This window comes from Calidifontibacter indicus (genome assembly GCF_003386865.1).
Classification (GTDB): domain Bacteria; phylum Actinomycetota; class Actinomycetes; order Actinomycetales; family Dermatophilaceae; genus Yimella; species Yimella indica.
The window spans coordinates 2,250,159-2,271,662 of the sequence record NZ_QTUA01000001.1 but is presented as its reverse complement, the minus strand read 5'-3'; the positions used below and the strand labels follow the sequence as shown (position 1 = coordinate 2,271,662).

Annotated in this window: 15 protein-coding genes, 1 tRNA gene and 2 pseudogenes; 5 read left to right on the top strand and 13 right to left on the bottom strand. The window is 68.8% G+C overall.

What is annotated here, in order from left to right; all coding sequences use genetic code 11:
- Window positions 1-18 precede the first annotated feature (18 nt).
- Together DFJ65_RS10765 and DFJ65_RS10760 are read right to left on the bottom strand one after the other, a co-directional pair.
- Complete coding sequence (locus DFJ65_RS10765; protein WP_115923023.1) at window positions 19-726, bottom strand: MSMEG_4193 family putative phosphomutase; 708 nt, start codon at window positions 724-726, stop codon at window positions 19-21.
- Window positions 723-1,784: an LLM class F420-dependent oxidoreductase gene (locus DFJ65_RS10760; protein ID WP_115923022.1), complete on the bottom strand. Its 1,062-nt coding sequence runs from the start codon at window positions 1,782-1,784 to the stop codon at window positions 723-725. The genes DFJ65_RS10765 and DFJ65_RS10760 overlap by 4 nt, the downstream gene beginning before the upstream one ends.
- Before the next feature lie 80 nt (window positions 1,785-1,864).
- On the opposite strand from DFJ65_RS10760, the gene DFJ65_RS10755 reads away from it, so the two are divergent.
- Entirely contained in the window at window positions 1,865-2,800 is a 936-nt protein-coding gene (locus tag DFJ65_RS10755) for an aldo/keto reductase (protein ID WP_115923021.1), read from the top strand.
- Between the two features lie 27 nt (window positions 2,801-2,827).
- Here DFJ65_RS10755 and DFJ65_RS17815 read toward each other — a convergent pair whose 3' ends face one another.
- Window positions 2,828-3,229: a DNA primase gene (locus tag DFJ65_RS17815; protein WP_211308420.1), complete on the bottom strand. Its 402-nt coding sequence runs from the start codon at window positions 3,227-3,229 to the stop codon at window positions 2,828-2,830.
- Window positions 3,230-3,258: 29 nt separating this feature from the next.
- On the opposite strand from DFJ65_RS17815, the gene DFJ65_RS10745 reads away from it, so the two are divergent.
- Window positions 3,259-3,453 (top strand): DUF5703 family protein, encoded by a 195-nt coding sequence (locus DFJ65_RS10745; RefSeq protein ID WP_115923019.1) that lies wholly within the window; start codon window positions 3,259-3,261, stop codon window positions 3,451-3,453.
- 24 nt (window positions 3,454-3,477) lie between these two features.
- Here the strand turns inward: DFJ65_RS10745 and DFJ65_RS10740 are convergent, their stop codons facing one another.
- From DFJ65_RS10740 to DFJ65_RS10725, 4 genes are read right to left on the bottom strand one after another with little or no spacing between them, the layout of a single operon-like run.
- Window positions 3,478-4,821: a M20/M25/M40 family metallo-hydrolase gene (locus DFJ65_RS10740; protein ID WP_115923018.1), complete on the bottom strand. Its 1,344-nt coding sequence runs from the start codon at window positions 4,819-4,821 to the stop codon at window positions 3,478-3,480.
- Window positions 4,818-6,398, bottom strand: coding sequence for an ATP-dependent DNA ligase (locus tag DFJ65_RS10735; RefSeq protein ID WP_115923017.1), 1,581 nt, complete (start codon window positions 6,396-6,398; stop codon window positions 4,818-4,820). Before DFJ65_RS10735 ends, DFJ65_RS10740 begins: the two co-directional genes overlap by 4 nt.
- Window positions 6,395-7,234, bottom strand: a complete 840-nt coding sequence (locus tag DFJ65_RS10730; RefSeq protein WP_211308419.1) for an alpha/beta fold hydrolase — start codon at window positions 7,232-7,234, stop codon at window positions 6,395-6,397. The genes DFJ65_RS10735 and DFJ65_RS10730 overlap by 4 nt, the downstream gene beginning before the upstream one ends.
- A gap of 3 nt (window positions 7,235-7,237) precedes the next feature.
- Window positions 7,238-7,684 carry an SRPBCC family protein gene (locus DFJ65_RS10725; RefSeq protein WP_115923016.1) on the bottom strand — a complete coding sequence of 149 codons (447 nt, stop codon included), beginning with the start codon at window positions 7,682-7,684 and terminating at the stop codon, window positions 7,238-7,240.
- Between the two features lie 163 nt (window positions 7,685-7,847).
- Here DFJ65_RS10725 and DFJ65_RS10720 point away from each other — a divergent pair, with 163 nt between their 5' ends.
- The 3 genes and pseudogenes from DFJ65_RS10720 to DFJ65_RS18485 form a co-directional block, all read left to right on the top strand.
- Complete coding sequence (locus DFJ65_RS10720; protein WP_115923015.1) at window positions 7,848-8,747, top strand: amidohydrolase family protein; 900 nt, start codon at window positions 7,848-7,850, stop codon at window positions 8,745-8,747.
- 171 nt (window positions 8,748-8,918) lie between these two features.
- Window positions 8,919-10,203, top strand: a pseudogene (locus tag DFJ65_RS10715) (IS3 family transposase).
- A gap of 27 nt (window positions 10,204-10,230) precedes the next feature.
- A pseudogene (locus DFJ65_RS18485) lies at window positions 10,231-10,689 on the top strand (integrase core domain-containing protein); the annotation flags it as partial.
- A 37-nt stretch (window positions 10,690-10,726) separates the two neighbouring features.
- On the opposite strand, the gene DFJ65_RS10705 reads toward DFJ65_RS18485, so the two are convergent.
- From DFJ65_RS10705 to DFJ65_RS10675, 6 genes are all read right to left on the bottom strand, one after another.
- Window positions 10,727-10,814 (bottom strand) — tRNA-Leu (locus DFJ65_RS10705).
- Between the two features lie 220 nt (window positions 10,815-11,034).
- The gene (locus tag DFJ65_RS10700; RefSeq protein WP_115923014.1) at window positions 11,035-11,994 is read right to left on the bottom strand and encodes a transglutaminase family protein; all 960 of its coding nucleotides are present in this window, start codon (window positions 11,992-11,994) and stop codon (window positions 11,035-11,037) included.
- The gene (locus DFJ65_RS10695; RefSeq protein ID WP_115923013.1) at window positions 11,991-14,540 is read right to left on the bottom strand and encodes a circularly permuted type 2 ATP-grasp protein; all 2,550 of its coding nucleotides are present in this window, start codon (window positions 14,538-14,540) and stop codon (window positions 11,991-11,993) included. Before DFJ65_RS10695 ends, DFJ65_RS10700 begins: the two co-directional genes overlap by 4 nt.
- Before the next feature lie 37 nt (window positions 14,541-14,577).
- Window positions 14,578-17,994, bottom strand: a complete 3,417-nt coding sequence (locus DFJ65_RS10690) for a transglutaminase family protein (protein ID WP_115923012.1) — start codon at window positions 17,992-17,994, stop codon at window positions 14,578-14,580.
- A gap of 37 nt (window positions 17,995-18,031) precedes the next feature.
- Window positions 18,032-19,366 (bottom strand): DNA polymerase IV, encoded by a 1,335-nt coding sequence (locus DFJ65_RS10685; protein WP_115923011.1) that lies wholly within the window; start codon window positions 19,364-19,366, stop codon window positions 18,032-18,034.
- Window positions 19,367-19,797: 431 nt separating this feature from the next.
- Window positions 19,798-21,354 (bottom strand): 13E12 repeat family protein, encoded by a 1,557-nt coding sequence (locus DFJ65_RS10675; RefSeq protein WP_115923009.1) that lies wholly within the window; start codon window positions 21,352-21,354, stop codon window positions 19,798-19,800.
- Between the last annotated feature and the right edge of the window lie 150 nt (window positions 21,355-21,504).

Here is a 21,504-nt window from a genome sequence, read left to right as displayed (position 1 = left end):
CCTGACCCTAACGCCGCGCTAACCCTGCGCGGTCGCGCCACCACCGACGGCGGCGTCCGACGACGCCTCCTCCTGGGGTGCAGGCACGAGATCGGACGGGTCACTGCCGGTGTCGTTGATCCGCAACACGAACGGGCGCCCGGGGCCGAGGCGGACGGCGCTGAGCGACGCCGGGCCCACGGTGATGCGCTGGAACTGGTCGAGGTGTTCGCCGAGGCAGTCGGCGAGAATCGACTTGATGACGTCGCCGTGCGAGACCAGCGCCCAGACCGCGTGCGGTCCGACCTCGGCAGCGAAACGCTCGTCGTGTCGCCGCATCGTCTCGACCGCGCGCAGTTGCATCTGGGCGATCGACTCGTGCCGGAAGTCGTCGCTCGCCGGGAAGGTCGCGGCGCTCGGCCGGTGTTGGACGGTGCGCCAGAGGTCTTCCTTGGCGAGGTCCTTGAGCGGGCGACCGGTCCACGCCCCGTAGTGGCACTCCCCCACGCCCTCGTCGACGACCACCGGGGTGTCTCGGCCGGCCACGACCGAGTCGGTGGTCTCGACGCAGCGCTGCAAGGGGCTGGTGACGACACCCGCGAGCGGCACCTCGGCGAGGCGCTTGCCGAGGGCCTCGGCCTGCGCGCGACCGGTGTCGTCGAGCCCGATGCCCTCGGTCCAGCCGGCGAGCAGGCCGCCGGCGTTCGCCGCGGTGCGGCCGTGACGCAGCAGCAGCACGGTCGTCATTTCGACCGCAGCCCCTCTTCGTCCATCAGTCGTGCGACCAGGCCGACCAACTCGATGCGTTCCTCGAGGCTGTCCATCCACGGCGAGATCGCCAGCGTCGTGACGCCGGCCTTGGCGTAGGCGCGCAGGCGGGCACGGATCGCCTCCGAGTCGCCGACCATCGCGGTGCGTTCGATGAACTCCCGGGGCACCGCCGCTGCCGCGTCGCGGTGCTGCTTGGCGAGGTAGAGGTCCTGCACGTGATCGGCCTGCTTCTCGAACCCCATTCGGGTCGCGAGCGCGTGGTAGAAGTTCTTGTCCCGCGAGCCCATGCCACCGACGTAGAGCGCGGTGTGGGCTCGCAGGCGGTCCGCGGCGACATCGATGTCATCCGAAACGCTGATTCCGATGGAGGCGACCACGTCGAACCCGTCCATCGTCTTGCCGGCCTTCTGCCGCCCCTCGCCCATCACCGCGAGCTGCTCGGGAAGGAACTCGGGGCTGACGAAGATGCCGATCCAGCCGTCGGCGATCTCACCGGTCAGCGCGAGGTTCTTCGGGCCGAGCGAGGCGAGGTAGATCGGCAGGTCGTCGCGTTCGGGCAGCAGGAGCAGGCGCAGCGACTTGCCCGGACCGTCCGGCAGCGGCAGGTCGAAGTGCTTGCCGTGAAACTCGACGTTCTTGCGCCCGAGCGCCTGCCGCACGATCTCGACGTACTCCCGGGTGCGACCCAGCGGGTCGGCGAAACGCACGCCGTGCCAGCCCTCGCTGACCTGGGGCCCGGAGACCCCGAGACCGAGGTGGAAGCGTCCGCCGGTGATGCGGTCGAGCGTCGCGGCGGTCATGGCGGTCATCGCCGGGGTGCGACCCGGGATCTGCATGATCGCGGCGCCGTAGCCGACGTTCTGGGTGTGCGCGGCGAGGTAGCCGGTGAGGCTGGGGATGTCGGAGCCGTACGCCTCGGCCAGCCAGACGACGTCGTAGTGGTGCTCGTCGGCCGCCTTCGACAGCGCGAGCATGCCGTTCAGGTCGTCGGTGCCGGTCGTGCCCCAATAGCCCACATTCAGCGCAAGTCGCATGGCCTGAACGGTACTCGGTCGGCGACGCGCCGCGAGCGGCACCGGCAGGGTGCGCGCCTGCTGCAGATAGGTTGGGGCGCATGCACTCCCGCCCTCTCGGTCGTAGCGGCCTGACCGTCTCCACCCTCTCCTTGGGGACGATGAACTGGGGCACCCAGGTCGACGAGGACGATGCGCGGCAACTGCTCGACGACTACCTCGACGCGGGCGGCACCACGATCGACACCGCCTACGGATACGCCGACGGCGCGTCGGAGACGATCATCGGCTCGCTGACCGCCGACCTGCGCCGCGAAGACCTTGTGCTCGTCGGCAAGGCCGGTATTTCCCGCCGCACCGGCGAGCGGGTCGTCGACACCTCGCGGCGGGCCCTGCTCGACCAGCTCGACGCGAGCTTGGGCCGGCTGGGCACCGACCACCTCGACCTGTGGCTGGTGCACACCTGGTCGGACGCGGTGCCTTGGCAGGAGACGCTGTCGGCGCTCGAACACGCCGTGGTCTCGGGCCGTGCGCGCTACGTCGGGCTGTCCAACCACACCGGCTGGCAGTCGGCGATGGTGACGAGCGAAGCGCAACGCTGCCGGATCCCGTTGATCGCCAACCAAGTCCAGTACAGCCTCCTGGCCCGCGAGGCGGAAGCGGAGATCGTGCCGGCCGCGCAGGCGCTCGGTCTGGGGTTGATGGCGTGGTCGCCGTTGGCCGGCGGCGTGCTCACCGGGAAGTACCGCGCAGGGGTGCCCGCGCAGAGCCGTGCCGGTTCGGGTGACCACCCCCGCTGGGCGGCCAGGATGCTGGCGGCCGCCGACGGACCGGTGATGAAGGCGGTGGCCACCGCCGCCGACGGCCTCGGCGTGTCGGCCACCGAGGTCGCGCTGGCGTGGTTGCGTGACCGTCCCGGGCTGGCCACGGCCGTCGTCGGCGCCAGTCGGCAGAGTCAGCTGCGGATGGCGTTGGCCAGCGAGCGACTCGAGATCGCGCCGGCGATCAAGCAGGCACTCGATGAGGTGTCGGCCTGAGCTGAGCGCGACGACTCGTTCAGCAACTCATTCGTCGCTGTCGTCGTACTCGATGTCCTCGTCGTCCAGCCCCCGGTACGACGCGGCGTCCTCGTCGTCGTCCTCGTCGTCGTCCTCGAACTCCTCGAGTTCGTCGTCGTCGAGGTCGTCGTCCTCGTCAGCCTCGTCGTCCTCGTTTTCTTCGTCGTCGTCGTCTTCATCGAAGTCGTCGTCGAAGTCGTCGTCCTCGTCGGCCGGCACGAAGAACGGGGTGGCGACGCCGTACTCGTCGTAGAGCGCGTCGTCGTAGGCCTCGAACGCGTCGGACAACGCGTCGTAGGCCTCTCGGAGGTGGGGGTCGTCGGGATTGCGCCCGCTCGAGGCAAGCTCGAGATGACGCTCCAGGGCGTTGACGAAAACTGCGAGGGCGGCACGCGGGTCGTCACTCATGACACGAACGCTAGCGGCTCTGGCGCACAATGGCATCGATGATCGAGTACGAGTACCAGGTGCTGACCTTCCCGCGGGACGTGGAACGGTCGGTGATCCGTCAAGCCCTGACCGACCACGCCGAGTACGGACACTGGGAACTGGCCCGTTCCGTGCTGTATCTCGGCGGCTTGCGGCGGGTGTGGCTGCGCCGCAAGATCATCCGGGTGCAGCGCACGGCCTGACGTCCGATCAGCGGTGATCCGCACTCAGCAGTCGCGGAAGAACTCGCCCAGCACGTCGGCGCCGAAACGGAGCGACTCCAACGGAACCCGCTCGTCGATGCCGTGGAACATCGGCGCGAAGTCGAGGTCGGCCGGCAGCTTGAGCGGGGCGAACCCGTAACCGGTGATACCCAACTTCTTCAGCGCCTTGTTGTCGGTGCCGCCCGACAGGCAGTACGGCAGCACGACCGCCTCCGGGTCGTGTGCGGCGACGGCGCTGCGCATCTTGGCGACCAGCGGCCCGTCGACCGGAGCGTCGAGCGCGATGTCGTGGTGCAGCACCTCCACCTCGACGAACTCCCCCGCCAGTTCGCGGATCACGTTCATCAGATCGTCCTCGTGTCCAGGCAGGAACCGGCAGTCGAGCGATGCCGACGCGGTCTGAGGGATGACGTTGTGCTTGTAACCGCTGTCCAACATGGTGAAGTTCGCGGTGTCGCGCAGGGTGCCTTCGACGAATCCGCGGGCGCCGCCGATGTGCTGCAGCAGTTCGCTCGCGTCGTCGGACGTGTAGCCGATGCCGGTGATGTCGCAGAGTCCGTCGAGCAGCAGCGACACGCTCGCGATGTACTCACGCGGCCACGGGTGGGCGCTGATGCGGGCGATCGCCTCGGCGAGCCGCACGACCGCGTTGGCATCGTTGGGCACCGAGCCGTGACCGGCGCGTCCGTGCGCCACCAGACGCAGCCAGGCGATGCCCTTCTCCGCCGTCTGCAGCAGGTAGACCCGTTGCTGGGCAGCGGTTTTGGTGGGCACGGTGACGCTGTAACCACCGACCTCGCTGATCGCCTCGCTGGCGCCTTCGAACAGGTCGGGACGGTTGTCGACCAGCCAGTGGCTGCCCTTGATGCCGCCGGCCTCCTCGTCGGCGAACATGCCGATGATGAGGTCACGCGGGGGCTTCTTGCCCGACCGGACGAGTTCGCGCACGTTCGCGATGATCATCGCGTCCATGTCCTTCATGTCGACCGCGCCGCGGCCCCAGACGCAGTCGTCCTTGATCTCTGCCGCGAACGGGTCGACCTGCCAGTCGTCGGCGTTCGCCGGCACGACGTCGAGGTGGCCGTGCACCACCAGGGCGCCGCGCGAGGAGTCCTCACCCTCGATCCGCACCACGACGGACGCGCGGCCGGGCTCGCTCTCGAGCAGTTCGGGTTCGAGGCCCACCTCGGCGAACTGCGACATGACGTACTCGGCCGCCTTGCGCTCGCCGGGGCCCTTGTCGGTGCCGTAGTTGCTGGTGTCGATGCCGATGAGGTCCTGACAGATGCGCACGACCTCGTCGCGGGCCTTGACGTCCGACGTCGTGGTGTTGTTCGTGTCGCTCATGTCTGCTCCTCGTCCGGGTCCACCTGGTTGTTCTGCTGCCACTGTGCCAAACGCAGCACGTCGTCGATCGAGTCGGCCTGCTCGGCGGACTTGTCGTCGCGATAGCGCAGCACCCGCGCGAAGCGCAGAGCGACGCCGCCCGGGTAGCGCGTGGAGCGTTGCAGACCGTCGAACGCAATCTCCACGACCTGCTCCGGGCGCACCCGCACGACCCAGTCGTCGCGTTCGGTCATCAGGTCGGTGAACCGCCGGGTCTGCCAGGCGAGCATCTCGTCGGTCATGCCTTTGAAGGTCTTACCGAGCATCACGAAGCCGCCCTTGCCGTCGCGGGCGCCGAGGTGGATGTTCGACAGGTAACCGCGGCGGCGACCACTGCCCTCCTCGACGGCGAGCACGACCAGGTCGAGGGTGTGCCGGGGTTTGACCTTCACCCAGCCGTTGCCCCGGCGTCCGGCGGCATAGACGGCGTCGGTGCGTTTGGCCACGACGCCCTCGTGGCCGCGGGCCACCCAGTCGTCGAAGAATGCCTGTGCGGCAGCCGTTTCGGTGACCTCGAGCGCGGAGACGACGTGCTCGGCGGGCACGAGGCCTTGCAGCGCAGCGCGCCGCTGCTGCATCGGCGCATCGACGAGGTCGGCGCCGTCGAGGTGCAACAGGTCGAAGAAGAGCGCGGTGACCGGCACGGTGCGTCGCAGTTCGTCGGGGTCGGCGCTGCTGGCCGTGCGGGCCCCGGTGACCTGGAAAGGGTGCGGGCTGCCGTCGGGGCGGAGCGCGATCGCTTCACCGTCGAGCACCACATTGCGCGCGGGGAGCGAGCCGACGAGGTCGACGATCTCCGGCAGCCGGGCAGTGATGTCGTCGAGGCTGCGGGTGAACAACCGCACGTCGTCGCCGATCTTGTGTGCCTGCAACCGGATTCCGTCGAGTTTCACCTCGACGGTCCACTCGCCCGGTGCGGTGACGTCGCCGAGCGCCGAGGCGATGTCGGGGCTCGAACCGGCGAGCATCGGGCGCAACGGTCGACCCACCTCCAACCGAATGCGCGCGAGTGCCTCGGCTCCGCCGTCGAGCGCGATCGCCGCGACGGGGCCGGTGCGCCCGGCGAGCATCACCGCCCGACGCACCTGCGTCTCCTTCAGGTCGGCGGCCGCCGCGATCGCCTTGAGCATCACGCCGTCGCCCGCGCCTTGGCGGGCATCACCGATCAGCAGACCGGTGAGAAAGGTGCGCTCGGCGTCGGTGAGCCGCGCCCACAGGTCGTCGAGCAGTTCCTTGCGACGGGTCACGGAGCCGGGGCCGTGCAGGTCTTCCAACTCGGTGAGCCGGGCATCGATCTCGCGGACGGCGACCGTCGGTGCCTGCGCGGGTGTCGAGGTGCTGCCCCGCAGCGATCGCCAACCGACGCCTACACGTCGTTGCGGGAGGGTGCCGGCGAGGTAGTCGGCGGTGAGTGCACGTTCGTCGGGCGCCACGTCGCGCAGCAGCGCCGCGATGTGGGCAACCTTCTCGTTGCGCGATGCCGTGCCGGCCACCTGCCGGGAGACGTCCGCGAGGCGGGCGAACGGAGTCGGGTTCATGCGAGCCGGGAGTGCAGGTCGCGGATCGCCGGCTCGACGAAACGCATGACGCTCAGGTGGCCGGCGTCGACGACCCGCAGGTCGGCGTCCGGGATCACGCCGGCGAGCCAGCGGGAGTGGTCGGCGGGCACCATCCGGTCGCGCGCCCCGTGCAGCAGCACGGTTGGCACCCCGATGCCGGCCGGATCGAAGCCCCACGGGTGGGTCGCTGCGACGTCGTCGTCGACGAAGCCGTCCGGGCTGTGCACCATCGAGGGGCGCACGACGTCCATGAACCACGACCAGGCGCCCTCGAACATCTCCAGGTCGTCGGGTTCGAACGGCGGCTCTGCGTCGGGCTCTGCGGCCAGGAAACGCTCCATCTCCCGCGGACCGGCCGACGCGGCGGCGAGTTCGCGACGTCCGGCCTCGTCGAACCCGGCGAAGAAGTCCAAGCCCTCCGCGTCGATCGGCGCGAGTCCCGAAATGGCCAGCGCGCCAACGCATCTCCGATCGCGGGCCGCCAGCGCCAGGCTGTGCGCTCCGCCACCGGAATGCCCCATCGGCACGAACTGTTCGATGCCGAGGTGGTCGAGCACCGTCGCGGCGTCGGGCACCACGTCGACCACCCGGCGGTCACGCGCACGGTCGGACCCGGTGTAGCCGGGGCGGGTGTGCGAGACGAACCGGATGCCGAGCTCGTCGGCGAGCGGGAACAGCGGCACCGGCGGCTGCCCGATGTTGGGCGACCCGTGGTGCCAGTAGAGGGTGAGCGCGACACGATCGGACGGAACCGCGACGTACGCGTGCAGCACGCGCCCGTCGGGCAGCCGGATGTTGTCCTCGTGCAGGTCCACCGCTCAGCGCTCGCCCGGGTTGACCAAGGTGTCGAGCTTCTCGAAGGAACTGCCCCACCCTGCGGCGGTCTGCGCGAGGAGTTCCTCGGTGGGGAAAGGTCCTTGGCGCAGCACGAGTTTCGCACCGGACGGGTCGGCGCCGAAGGTGACGGCGAGAGTGATCTCGGTTGCGCCGTCGGGCCCGTCCATCGACTCCTTGCCGACGAGCCGCTCCCCCGGCACCACCTCGGTGAGCTGTGCGTCGACCGGCACCCGGCCGGCACCGCCGTCCTCCGCCATCGTGAGCCGCCAGACGCCACCCGGGCGTGGGTCGATCGTGACGGTCTCGGCCGGGACGGTCCACCCGGTCGGCGCGAACCACGCGGCCAACTCGACCGGGTCGGTCCAGGCGCGGAACAGCCGCCGCGGGTCTGTTGTGAAGGTGCGTTCGATCTCGACGTGGTCGGTCATCGGCTCTCCGGGGTTCGCGTTTCGTCAGGGGTGGTCCGTGTGAGCACCGCCTGGTGGCACGTCCGATCCTGGCAGGATCAGCGGTGTGACGGTGGCCACGGCGTGCCGAACCCGTGGCGAGCACACCGTTCACCCCAGAATCATCAAGCCCAGGAGGAGACCGATGCCGGTGACGGTCGAACTGCCGTCGGACGAAGCGACCCGGGTGCATGCACTCATCGACCGGCTGGGCCTTCCCGGCCTGATCGACGTGCACACTCACTTCATGCCGAAGTCGGTGCTCGACAAGGTGTGGGCCTACTTCGACTCGGTCGGGCCGCTCACCGGCCGGGAATGGGGCATCGCGTACCGGTTCGACGAAGCGGAACGGGTTGCGAAGCTGCGCGAACTCGGGGTCGTCGGGTGGTCGTCGCTCAACTACCCGCACAAGCCGGGAATGGCGCAGTGGCTGAACCAGTGGAGCGCCGATTTCGCTGCGGCACACCCGGACTGCCTGCAATCGGCGACGTTCTATCCCGAACCCGGGGCCGGTGACTACGTGGCCGAGGCGATCGCGTCGGGCGCCGAGATCTTCAAGGCCCACGTGCAGGTCGGCGCCTACGACCCGACCGACGACCTGTTGGACGGCGTCTGGGCGAGGTTGCAGGAGTCCGGCGTTCCGGTGGTGTTGCACGCCGGCAGCGGCCCGACCCCGGGCGAGTTCACCGGACCGCAGCGGGTGCGCTCCGTGCTGGAACGCTTCCCCGGCCTCAAGCTGATCATCGCCCACATGGGTATGCCGGAGTACGGCGAATTCCTCGACCTGTGTGATGAGTTCGCCGGCGTGCACCTCGACACCACGATGGTGTTCACGCAGTTCGTGGAGAACGACATGCCGTTCCCGAAGGACCGCCTGGGCGACCTGGTGCGCCTCGGTGACCGAGTGCTGCTCGGCACCGACTTCCCGAACATCCCCTACCCGTACGTGGAGGCCCTCGACGCCATCGTCGGTCTGGGTCTCGGCGACGACTGGTGTCGAGGTGTGTTGCACGACAACGCGGCCCGCTTGTTCGGGCGCGGCTGACCGGCGACCGAACGACGAAGGGCCACCCGTTGGGTGGCCCTTCGTGACTGGTGTCCGGAGGGGTGTTGAGTCTCAGGACATAGGAAACACATGTCTCAAGACATCGGAAACACTGCTGGGTGAATCGCCCCGGCATGTCCGGAGACTCCAGATGTTGGGAAGGTTGGAGTCATGGCAGGCACTGGTACGAAGAGGTATCCCGCGGAGCTCAAGGAGCGCGCGGTGCGGATGGTGACCGAGCGGCCCTCGGACGAGAGTGAGTGGCCGGCGATCCAGCGGGTCGCTCCTTTGTTGGGGATCGGGTCGGCCGAGACGCTTCGGAAGTGGGTGCGTCAGGCAGAGGCTGACGCCGGCGCTGCTGGCGGTGTCGGCGGGGTCGGGACGGCCGAGTCGGAGGAACTGCGCAGGCTGCGGCGCGAGGTCGCCGAGTTGAAGCGAGCGAACTCGATCCTGAAGGCAGCCTCGGCTTTCTTCGCAGCCGAGCTCGACCGGCCACGCGGCTGATCGTGGACTTCATCAGGGTGCACGCCGATCGGCGTGAACCTGGTGGTCTGCGGTGGGGTGTCGAGCCGATCTGTTCCGTGCTGACCGAGCACGGGATCACGATCGCCCCATCGACCTATTACGAACTCGTGGATCGCCCGATGACCACCTCGGACTGGCGAGAAGCGTTGCTGACCAGAGAGATTCACCGTGTCTACACCGAGAACTACAGCGTGTACGGGGCTCGGAAGGTGTGGTTGCAACTCAACCGCGAAGGCCACCGGGTTGCCCGGTGCACGGTGGAGCGGATCATGCGTGAACGCGGGTGGCGGGGCGCGATCCGCGGCACGGTCAAGCGGACCACGACGCCCGACGCGTCGGCCGCTGATCGGCGTCCGGATGATCTGGTGTGTCGCCGGTTCGCGCCGTTGGCGCCGGACCGGCTGTGGGTCGCCGACTTCACCTATGTCAGCACGTGGTCGGGGTGGGTGTACGTCGCGTTCGTCGTCGACGCCTACGCGCGGCGGATCTTGGGGTGGTCGGTGTCGACGTCGATGACGACGGACTTCGTGTTGCATGCGTTCGAGCAGGCTGTCTGGACCCGGAACCGTTACGGGACAGCTGATTTCAGCGCGTTGGTGCATCACCACGATCGGGGGTCTCAGTACACCTCGATCCGGTTCGGTCAAGCCCTGGCCGAGGCCGGTGTCGCGGATTCCATTGGTAGTACTGGGGATTCGTACGACAACGCGTTAGCGGAGTCGATCAACGGGTTGTACAAGACCGAGTTGATCAAGCGAGCCAAGCCCTGGAAGGGCGCCGATGACGTCGAGATCGCGACCACCGAATGGGTCGACTGGTTCAACCCCATCGGCGCCTGTACGAGTACTGCGGCGACATCCCACCCGTCGAGCTTGAGGAGGCGTACTACGCTCGCAAAACAGCCCAGCAAACCGCTGCGCTGACCGTTTGAGAAAGTCTCCGGACACTCCGGGGCGATTCAACCTGCGGCAAGGTCGAACGCTTCCAACAAACACTGAAGAACTGGCTGCGGCGCCAACCCGTCCAACCCACCACGATCGCCGAACTCCAGGCCCTGCTCGACCAATTCCGTGACGAGTACAACCAGCAGCGGCCCCACCGCTCCCTGCACCGGCGCACACCCGCTGCGGCCTACCAGGCGCGACCCAAAGCCACGCCCAGCACCGAACCCTCAGACCGAACCCACAGCCGCGTCCGCCACGACAAAGTCAACAACGGCCGCGTCACCCTCCGCCACGCCGGGCAGCTGTTCCACATCGGCATCGGCCGAGCCCACACCGGACAACCCGTGACCCTGCTCATCCAGGACCTCGACATCACGATCATCCACACCGAAACCGGCGAAGTCCTACGAGAACTCACCCTCGACACCACCCGCAAATACCAGCCCCAAAACACGAAACAGGGCGAACCCTGAGGGTTCGCCCTGTTTCCGATGTCCTGAGACATCACACTGGTGTCCGGAGGGGGACTTGAACCCCCACGCCCGTTAAAGGGCACTAGCACCTCAAGCTAGCGCGTCTGCCATTCCGCCACCCGGACGAGGTGACTTGGCTGCCGATTTCTCGGTGGCCAACGACGCGAAACATTAGCACGGAGGCGCCAAAACTCCCGCATCGGCCGCCACGTCGGCCGCTGAGAATTGTCAGGCCGAGATCAGGCTGGCGCGGGATACTCGAACCACGCCCTCCGTCCGCCCCCGCCGTAGAAAGCCGGTCATGAGCGACTCCGCCGCCTGGCCCCGCATCCACGCCGAGCGCGATCAGCCCAGGTCGCCCAACTCCGGCTGGCGGTGCGCCCGCTCCTTGGTCAGCGGGATGACGTCGACAGCGACGTGGAGGGTGCTGCCACTGCCCTCGCTGAAGATGATGCCCTTGAGCGGTGACACGTCGCGGAAGTCACGCCCCCACGCGGTCACGATGTAGCGCGAGTCGGCGAAGTGGTTGTTCGTCGGGTCGAGGTCGACCCACCCGAGCGGGGTCCGTATGGACGTCCAGGCGTGGGTGGCGTCCGACCCCGCGAGCTTCGGTTTGCCCGGTGGGGGCACCGTCTCGATGTAGCCGCTGACGTAGCGGGCCGGCAGCCCGACGTGGCGAGCCATGCCCGCGGCGAGGTGTGCGAAGTCCTGGCAGACCCCGGCCTTGCCCTCGATGACCTCCTCGAGGGTGGTCGTGGTCGAGGTGGCTCCCTTGGCGTACTTGTAGTCGCTGTAGATCAGCTCGTAGAGGTGCACCAGCGCGTCGCCGAGCGGCTTGTTGTCGGGCAGGTGCTCGACCGCGTACGCGGCGACCATCGGGGTCACATCGACCAGCCGTGAGGGCAACAGGTAGCGCGCGTGATCGAGGTCGAATCCCGCTGCGGTGGAGCGCAGTTCCTCCCGGGCGGTGGCCACCGTCCACCGGTTGAGGGCTTCGACGTCGACCTGGGGCCAGGTGATCTCGAGCTCCGACCGCTTGGTCACCGCAAACCGCGTGTGCCGGGTGCGGATCTCCAGGTAGTGGCTGTAGTTGCCGAAGAAGTCGGTGTGTTCCGACATCACGTTCGCCGACGGGGTCACCTCGATGACGTTGGAGACGACCTTCTGGTGGTCGGTCGAGCGCGGACGCAGGCAGGCCCGGCTGTAGGACGCGGTGACGTAGTCCTCGTAGACGTACTCGGTGGTGTGACGCACCTCGTAGTGGCGGGTGTTGTGCAGGTCGGGGCGCGGCTCGGTCGTGGTCACTGGCGCACTCCGATCTCGTGGATCGTCCTGACCCGGTGCAGTGGCGTGGGCCGCACGAAGTAGCGCTCGGACACCAGGTCGCTGAGCCTGCGCAGCTGTGTCGCGAGCTCGCTGGTGTAGTCGGCGAGCTGATTGCGCTCCCTGGACGCCAGCGCCTCCGGTGCGATCGACTTCAGGTGTGCGGCGAGGTTGTCGACGGACTCGCGGATGTCGGGGTCGTCGACGGTCTCGGTGATCGCCGAGAGGCGGTTCACCTGGAACTCCATCGACCGCGGGTTGATCGGGTCGCGCAGCAGCAGTTGCAGCATGCCGGCGACCGGCGATGCCGGACCGGTGCCGGACGCGAGCCGGCGACGGAACGTGATGACGCTGTCGCAGGCCCGCAGTGCGGCCTCGGTGACCTGACCGTCGGTCACCGGCGACCGCTCGGCGCCGATCGACACGCGCAGCAGGGTCGACTGTTGCAGCGCCCGCTCGAGCCGGCGGCCGAACTCGGTGAACGCCCACACCTCGTCACGCACGGTGTTCTCGGCGGACAGTCCGGCGAGACCGACGAGGCCCTCGAGCACCTGTGCGAGCACACCGGGCAGCGGCTCGTCGTCGTCTTCCGGACGGTGGATCGCGGTCTGCAACCGGCTGAGGATCAGCCAGGTGTCGGGCGACAGCAGTTCGCGGACGGCGTGGGCCGTGCGCGCGAGTCGTCGTACCGAGTAGGCGATCGTGCCCGGCGTCTCCTCGTCGAAGACGATGCGGCGCAGGAACTCGGTCGGGTGCTCCTCGACGCCCGGCGTGGGCACACCGGTGACCTGACCGAGGGTGAGCAGCATCTCGCGCATCGCGGAGAACCCGGGCGACCCGGTGCGGCCCCAGTGGTCGGCCACCAGGTCGTCGACCACGGTCACCAGGCGCGCACTCGACTCGGCGCGTTCGGCGTAGCGACCGAGCCAGAACAGATCGTCGGCGACACGGGGTGCCAACGAGAGCGACTCCGGCTCGGCGGCGGTGAGCTGGAGGGTGTCACGGTGTCGGCCACGGGCCGTCATCGCGGCCTCGAACTCGCTCGGCGCGAGCACCCAGATGTCCTTGGCGATGCCGCCGCGCTGGTTCGAGACGTCCCAGCTCATGCTGTCCGGCGACACCCGTCCGAGCCCACCGTGCAGGAACCGGTAGCCGTCGTTGCCGCCCACCCCGAACGTGCGCAGTACGAGGCGACGCGGCTCAAGGCCGTCCGAGGCCACGACGGGGGCGGTCGACATCGCCACCTGCTCCTGCGCCGTCCACTTCCAGGGCTCGGCCTCGATGCGAGTGCGCAGCTCGTCGAGTTGCTCGGTCGACAGCTCCCAGCCGTACGTCGCAGGGTCGGCCTCGCCGCGGCTGATCGGCTTCACGACGAGTTCGTCGAGTCGGTCGAGCGCCTCGGCCCGCTGCCCGTCGTCACCCATCCACCAGGTGCGGGCGTCCGGCAGGATCAGTTCTTCGCCGAGCAGCCGCTTGGCCGCCTCGGGCAGGAACGGCACGAGGCCGGGGTTCTCCAGCACTCCGCTGCCCAGCGGGTTGACCACACTGATCGTGCCGCGCCGGGCAGCCTCGGTGAGACCGGTGACTCCGAGCCGCGAATCCCCTCGCAGGTCAAGGGGATCCGACCATGCCGCGTCGACGCGGCGCACGAGCAGGTCGACCTTCTGGGGCTTGTGGGTGGTGCGCCGCCAGACCTGGCCGTCGCGCATCGTGAGGTCTTCGGCGAGCACCAGCGGCAGGCCGAGCAGGGTGGCGAGGAAGGCCTGGTCGAACGCGGTCTCGCTCTCCGGGCCGGGCGACAGCAGCACGATGTTGGGCTGGTCGACGGTGACCGGCGCGGCGTCGAGCAGCGCGTCGCTCATCTCGTCGAAGAAGCCGCGCAGCCGCGCCAGCGCGGTGTCGCGGTAGAGGCGTGGGAGGGTGCGCGCGATGATCCGGCGGTCGGCCATCGCGTAGCCCGCACCGGACGGCGCCTGATTGCGGTCGGCGATCACCGTCCAGTTGCCGGCGGCGTCACGCGCGAGGTCGACGCTGGTCATGACGAGTTGGCGGGCACCGGGCAGCCGGATGCCATCGGCGGCGGGCAGGAACCCGTCGTGACCGACGACCGCCGCCGCCGGGACGACACGTTCGGAGATCATCCGCCGGTCGCCATAGAGGTCTTCGAGCAACGCGTCGAGCAGCATCGCCCGCTGGGCGAGTCCGCGTTCGAGTTCGACCCACTTGGTGTCGGTCATCACGACCGGTAACGGGTCGAGTTGCCATGGGCGAGAACGCTGTTCGCCGTTGGCCGTGTAGGTGAGCCCGTCGTCCTTGATGTAGCGGTTCGCCGCGGCGCGGCGGGCGAGCAGCCCGCCGACCCCGACGGTGTCGACGATGGACCGCAGCGACTCGTGCACTGCTGCACCGTCGCCGACCCACTCGTCGTAAGAACCGCCGACCCGGTCACCGAGCTCGGTGCTCAGCGCTTCGACGCGTTCGTCGTAGCGGCTCAGCACGCCGGAGCGGTCGTGTGGTTGCGCCGTCATGCGTCCACCCTATGAGGCGGCACCGACCGGATGCCGGTCAGTCGCGGTGCCCGGGCAGGAATCGGCGCAGATCCAGGGTCGACGGGTACTCGCCGCCGCCGTGTCGCACCTGGGTGTCGGCCGGCCAGGTCGAGGTGTCGATCGGCCCCGAGGTGTGTCCGAGCGCCTCGAACCGGCTGTTGCGGCGCGATTCGGCCTCGGCCGCGTTCACCGGGTAGGTCTCGAACGCCCGGCCACCCGGGTGCACGACGTGATAGGTGAACCCGCCCAACGACAGCCCGTTCCAGCGGTCGACCAGGTCGAACACCAACGGCGAGTGCACCCCGATCGTCGGGTGCAGGGCGGACGGCGGTGCCCACGCGCGGTACCGAACGCCACCGACCGCCGTGTCGGGCGCACCGGCGGTGCCGGGGCTGCCTGTGCCCCAACCCGATCCGGACACCGGCGACATCGGAACGGGGATGCCGTTGCAGGTGACGACGTGGCGTCCGGGCACCAGACCGGTCGCGGCGACCTGCACCTTCTCGACCGAGGAGTCGACGTAGCGAGCGGTCCCTCCGGCCGACACCTCCTCCCCCAGCACGTGCCAGGGTTCGACGGCCTGACGCAGTTCGAGGTGCACCCCGTCGACGTCGGTCTCGCCGAGCCGGGGGAAGCGGAACTCCAGGAACGGGTCGAACCACGCCGGGTCGAACCGGTGCTCGTCGCCGTTGCCGTTGTTCTCCAGGAACCGGTTGAGGTCGGCCACCACGTCGCGCAGGTCGGCTGCGGCGAACGCGGGCAACAGGAATCGGTCGTGCAACCGGGAACCCCAGCGCACCAGGGCGCCCTCGTACGGCTCGTTCCAGAACCGGGCGACCAGGGTGCGCACGAGCAATGCCTGCACCAGCGACATTCGCGCGTGCGGGGGCATTTCGAAGCCGCGCAGTTCGAGGATGCCGAGGCGGCCGCGGTCGGAGTCGGGGCTGTAGAGCTTGTCGATGCAGAACTCGCTGCGGTGGGTGTTGCCGGTGATGTCGGTCAGCAGGTGGCGCAGCAGTCGGTCGGTCAGCCACGGCCGCGGCTCGCCGCCGGATTCCTTTGTGACGCGGTCGAGTTCGTGGAAGGCGATCTCGAGTTCGTAGAGCGTCTCGTGGCGTCCTTCGTCGACGCGCGGCGACTGGCTGGTCGGGCCGATGAAGCGTCCGGAGAACACATACGACAGCGCCGGGTGGTGCTGCCAGAAGGTGATCAGGCTGCGCAGCAGGTCGGGACGGCGCAGCAGCGGGGAGTCCTTCGGTGTCGAGCCGCCGAGGGTGATGTGGTTGCCGCCGCCGGTGCCGGTGTGTGTGCCGTCGAGGTCGAACTTCTCGGTGGCCAGGCGGGTGCGGCGCGCGTCGTCGAAGAGCGTGGTGGTGAGGTCTTCCAACTCCTCCCACGACGAGGTGGGCTGCACGTTGACCTCGATGACGCCGGGGTCGGGGGTGACGGTCAGCGACTTGAGCCGTCCGGCACCGCTGGGCGGCGCGTATCCCTCGAGCACCACTGGGGTGCCGGTGGCGACAGCGGCCTGCTCGATCGCTGCGAGCATGAGTAGGGCGTCGTCGAGTTCCGACAGCGGCGGCAGGAAGACGAACAGGTGCCCGTCGCGGGCCTCGACGGTCAGCGCGGTGCTCGGCGATTCCTCGATGTCGTGCAGGGTGGCCGGCGCGACGTCGTCCGAGGCGAGTTCTTCGGGTGTGGGGAGCGTGCCGGACGCCGCGAACGGCGAGGCGTCGGGCGTGAACGGTGCTTCGGTCCAGGCGATCGAGCTCAGCGGCAACCGTAGGCCCATCGGTGAGGTGCCCGGGGTGAGGTAGAGGTGGTCGCGGCGGGTGCGCCAGATCGCGCTCCCCCAGCCGTCGCCGTCCGAGTTTGGGAAGATCGGCAACACCCAGCCGGTCGGCAGCTCGGGTGCCTGCTCCTTCGCGGCGAGCTTCTGCGCACGGTCCGGGTCGAGCGCGTCGACGTCGTCGCCCGGCTTCTCCCCGGCGGGTTGGCGGATCTCGTTGTGCCACTGCGTGATCGGGTCTTCGTAGGCCGCGCGCACCACGTCGTCGGGCAGCCCGAGTCGGGCGGCGAGGTGTTGGGCGAAGTCACGGACGGCGGTCGCCTTCTCCTGCTCGTCGTCGGGCACACGCGCGTCGCCCCACGGGTCGTCGAGCAGGTCGGGGTGCTGCCACATCTGTTGTCCGTCGGCCCGCCAGATGAGGCCGATCTGCCAGCGCGGCAACGGTTCTCCCGGATACCACTTGCCCTGACCGTGGTGGGTGATGCCGCCTTCGGCGTAGCGGGTGCGCAGCGTCGCGGCGAGTTCGGTGGCGAGCTTGCGCTTCTCGGGGCCGTCGGCCGCGGTCTCCCACTGCGGGGTCGAGGTGTCGCCTGCGGAGACGAAGGTGGGCTCGCCGCCCATGGTGAGCCGCACGTCGCCCGCCTCGAGCAGTTCGTCGACGTGGCGTCCGAGCTCGCGCACCTTCTCCCACTGCACGTCGGAGTAGGGCTTGGTGACGCGCGGGTCTTCGAAGATGCGGGTGACGGTGTTCTCGAAATCGAAGCTGACACCGACGGGTGCGGTGGCTCCGGTGATCGGTGCCGCGGCGGACGGGTGGGGCGTGGCGCACAGCGGGATGTGCCCCTCGCCTGCGAAGAGGCCACTGGTCGCGTCGAGTCCGATCCATCCGGCGCCCGGCACGAACACCTCGGCCCAGGCATGCAGGTCGGTGAAGTCCTCGGTCGGACCGTCGGGTCCGTCGAGCGCCTTCACGTCGGAGGTGAGCTGAACGAGATAGCCCGAGACGAATCGGGCGGCCAGGCCGGCTTCGCGCAGCGCCGACACCAGCAGCCAGGCACTGTCACGGCACGACCCGATACCTCGATCGAGGGTCTCCTGCGGTGTCTGCACGCCGTGCTCCATCCGCACGGAGTACGAAACCGACCGGTTCACAGCGCTGTTCATCGCGACCAGGAAGTCGACGATGCGCGGGTCGTCCTCGCCGGAGCGGGCGTCGGCAACCGCCTTGTCGATCCATTCCCGCACCTGCGGCGAGGGGCCGCTGCCCTCGTCGCCGTCGTCGACCGGGCGCAGGTAGGGCTCCAGATCGGCACGCAGGTCGGGGGCGTACTCGAACGGGAAGTGCTCGGCGTACTCCTCGACGAAGAAGTCGAAGGGGTTGATCACCGTCATGTCGGCGACCAGGTCGACGGTGATGTCGAGTTCCTTGACGCGCTCGGGGAAGACCAGCCGGGCGAGGTAGTTGCCGAACGGGTCCTGCTGCCAGTTGATGAAGTGGTTCTTCGGCGAGACCGACAGCGAATACGACTCGATCGGAGTGCGACTGTGCGGTGCCGGTCGCAGCCGGACGACATGCGGGTGCACCGTCACCGGCTCGTCGAAGGTGTACGTCGTGCGGTGGTGGAGGGCAACCCGGATCGTCACCCGGCCAACAGTATCCAGAGCCGGGTCTCCTGCGGGTTCAACTCCAGTCGGGTGGATCGGCCGTGGACAAGTGAGGATCGTCACTTCGGAAGGTGCGCACCGGCCCCGGGCCGGTCGTCGGGCCCTCGAACCGCACCGTGACCCGGCCCAGCCCACTGCCCCACACCCAGCCGGCGCCGTGCTCCTCGTGGCGGACGTCGGCCCCGGGCGACCAGGTGTGCGGGTCGCGTCCCCAACCTTCGTCGAGGTCGTGAGCCGTCACCGCTTGCGCCGGGGACGGTTCGACGACCTCCTCCTCGTCGAACGCCATCCGCTCCTGCGCATGGGGCGACATGCCCGACACGCCGAACCCCAGCAGTCGCAGGCCGGCGGCGGTGTCGGCGGCCGAGAGCAGACGGCGGGCGACGGCGAGGATCGCGGCCAGGTCGCCGGTCGGGTGCAGGGTGCTCTCCGACCGGGTGAAGGTGGAGAAGTCGCCGTGGCGCACCTTGATGGTCATCGTGCGCGCGAAGTGTCCGTGCTCGAGCAGTCGGGCGGTGACCCGCTCGACCAGTTTGACGAGTTCACGGTCGAGCACCGCCGAGTCGGCGATGTCGATCGGAAAGGTCTCCTCGGCCGAGATGCTCTTCGCCTCGCGCTCGGTGACCACCGGACGGTCGTCGCGGGCGAACGCCATCTCGTGCAGGCCGCGTCCGTGCGACTCGCCGAAGATGCTGACGAGGTCGGTGACCGACATGCGCTGGAGGTCGGCGACCGCCTCGACTCCGAAGGTGCGCAGCCGCTCCCCCGTCACCGGGCCGACGCCGCCGAGCACACGGACGGGCAGCGGCGCGAGCACCTCCACCTCGTGCCCGGCCGGAACGATCACCAGACCGTTCGGTTTGTCGAGGTCGGAACCGATCTTCGCCATCTGCTTCGAGCTTGCGACACCGACGCTGGCGGTCAGTCCGCCTGTCGCAGTGGAGATCTCGGCCAGCAACATTTCGATCCGCGGGCGCAGGGCCTCGACCGAGAAGTCTTCGATGTCGCCATCGGCCAGGTCGACGTACGCCTCGTCGACCGACACCTGCTCGACGGTGGGCGAGAGTTCGTGCAGCAACTCCATGACCAGAGCGCTCGACCGTCGATACGCGGCGCCGCGCGGGCTGAGGAACGCGGTGCCCGGCGGGCACAGACGCCTGGCCTGCGCCGTCGGCATCGCCGACCTCGCCCCGAACACCCTCGCCTCGTACGACGCTGTCGCCACGACACCGCGTCCGCCGGTGCCGCCCACGACCACCGGTTTGCCGCGCAGGCTCGGCTTGTCACGCTGTTCGACGGCGGCGAAGAAGGCGTCGAGGTCGAGGTGCAACACGCTCGGACGAGTTCTCACCCGTTCATTCTGGCCCGTCACCGCGCGTTGACGTCTGGGGCACGGGTGCCTCGGTGGATGGGGGTCGTGATCTCTGCATCGTCTGCTTCGACTGCTTCGTCAGTGGTGTCACGGCATCGTGCTTCGCCGGCGCGCTGCTGCAGCAATGTCGCACCGACCAACCTGACGTCGTGGAACTGGCCGACGATGGCATGCGCCGCCGTGCTCGTCGTTCTCGCGTTCGTCGGGTTCATCGCCGGATGCCGCCGGGCACGCGCACACACCGGTTGAGAAGATCGCGGCTGGCTCGATGTGACGCTGGTGGCCCGATGCGACTCTGGCGGCTCAACGTGGCTCGGGTGGATTCTTCTCGGTGCGGCCGCTGTCGCTGTCGGGGTACGTGGTGTAGCGGCGGCCGGTGCGGCTGATCCAGGTACAGATGCCGTCGTCGGTCATTTCGACGTCCCAGTGGCCTTTGGTCTTGGCGTCGTGGTGGTGCCGGCACATCGCGGCGAGGTTCGCGCCCTTGGTGTCGCCGGTTGGCCATTCCTGCACATGGTCTTCGTCGCAGCGGATCGCGGGTCGGCTGCATCCGGGGAACCGGCACGACCGGTCCCGCAATGCACGAACTCCCGGATCTTCGGTGGCGGTTCGTAGCGTGCGGACGCTGTTTGCGCGGTGATGCCGGTGTCGGCGTCGAACAGCACCCGGGTCAGCCGGCAGCCGAACCGGTCGACCAGCGCATCGACGGTGTCCGGTGCGACCAACCCGATGCCGGGGATCTCCGCCCAGTCAGTGCGGGGCCTCCCATGGGCGTCACCATCTGGTGGGCCGGTCGAGCCGTGTGATGTCTCCGGATCGGCTGTGTCACAGTCATTTTCGGGAGGACCTGGATCGCTTGCCGCCTGCGGACCGGCGCCTTCGCCGTTGTCGGCGCAGTCACTGCTGTCGTCATGGTCGTCGCTGGTGGCGTTGGTGCGTTCGAAGGGGACGTGGATGACGAGGTGGACCCCGATGTCGCAGCCTTCAGTGACGAGGTCACACAACGCGTCGAGGCGTAGCTGGCCCAGTGTCGGCTTGAAGGCTGCGCCCGGTTCCGAACCCTGCGAGTAGTGCTCGGGGTGCGCTTTGGCGTGTTGTTCGGGGTGTTTACGCCAGGTGTCGGCCAAGTGGTCGAGCGCGGCGTGGATCTTCGCGATCTGATCCGCCGGACCCACCGCACGTAACTCCGAGAGTCCGGGGATGTCGGAGGCGTCGGCCCAGACCCCGATCGCCTCCCGCGCGGTCCGCTTTCTCGTTTGTTTCGCGGCGTCGGCTTCCCACCGGGTCACCAGAGCTCGCACAGTCGACTTCAGTTTCTGGAACCCCCACGATGCGAACCCGCGCGACCCCAACAACTCCGCCTCGACCAAGGCTGCGGTCTCACGGGAGGCGTCGGCGACTTCGGCCGCGACGAGGTTCACCTTCCAGAACGGCACCCCACCCGCGACCGCGGCCTCGACCAGCCGCGGGGTTTTCGTACACGCCGTCACCGCGGCACCCAACCGGGTCGAGGCCGTCCGGGGCGCCAACCGGCAGGCCGCGGCCAAATCAGTGTCGGCGAAGTCCGCCTGATGCCCGATGGGCCGTTCGACCGGCACCGCGAACCCGGTGTCGGAATCGATCACTTCCCGGTCGATCGCCGCGTACCTCGCCATCGCGATCGCCGAAGCGGCCTGCACCACCGAACCCGTCACCGCGGCCGCACGGATCGTCTCCTCCAACGACCGCAGCTCCTCCACCGACGACACCCGCCCCGTGGCCGCACCCTCACCCGCGCGGATCGTGTCGGTGTCGATCTTGGCGAACGCATCCCGACACAACTGCGCCGCCGCAGCCAGCATGTCCGTCGCCGAGGAATGCTGCGTGATCACCGGGCGCACCCGATACGTCTTGCGACTCAACACCGATTCGAGCAGCTCGAGTTCGACCTCGCTCAGAGGCTCATCGATCTCGTAACTGGTGGCCATGAATCAAACATATGTACGACCACCGACACCCACAATCAGTCGCAGACGACCTGTGGACAAACGACACCGACCCGAGGGGCTGTGGATCAAATCACGTTGAGAATCAACTGGTTTGGACACGGTCGGGTATCGGCTCGGGCTCGCTTCGCT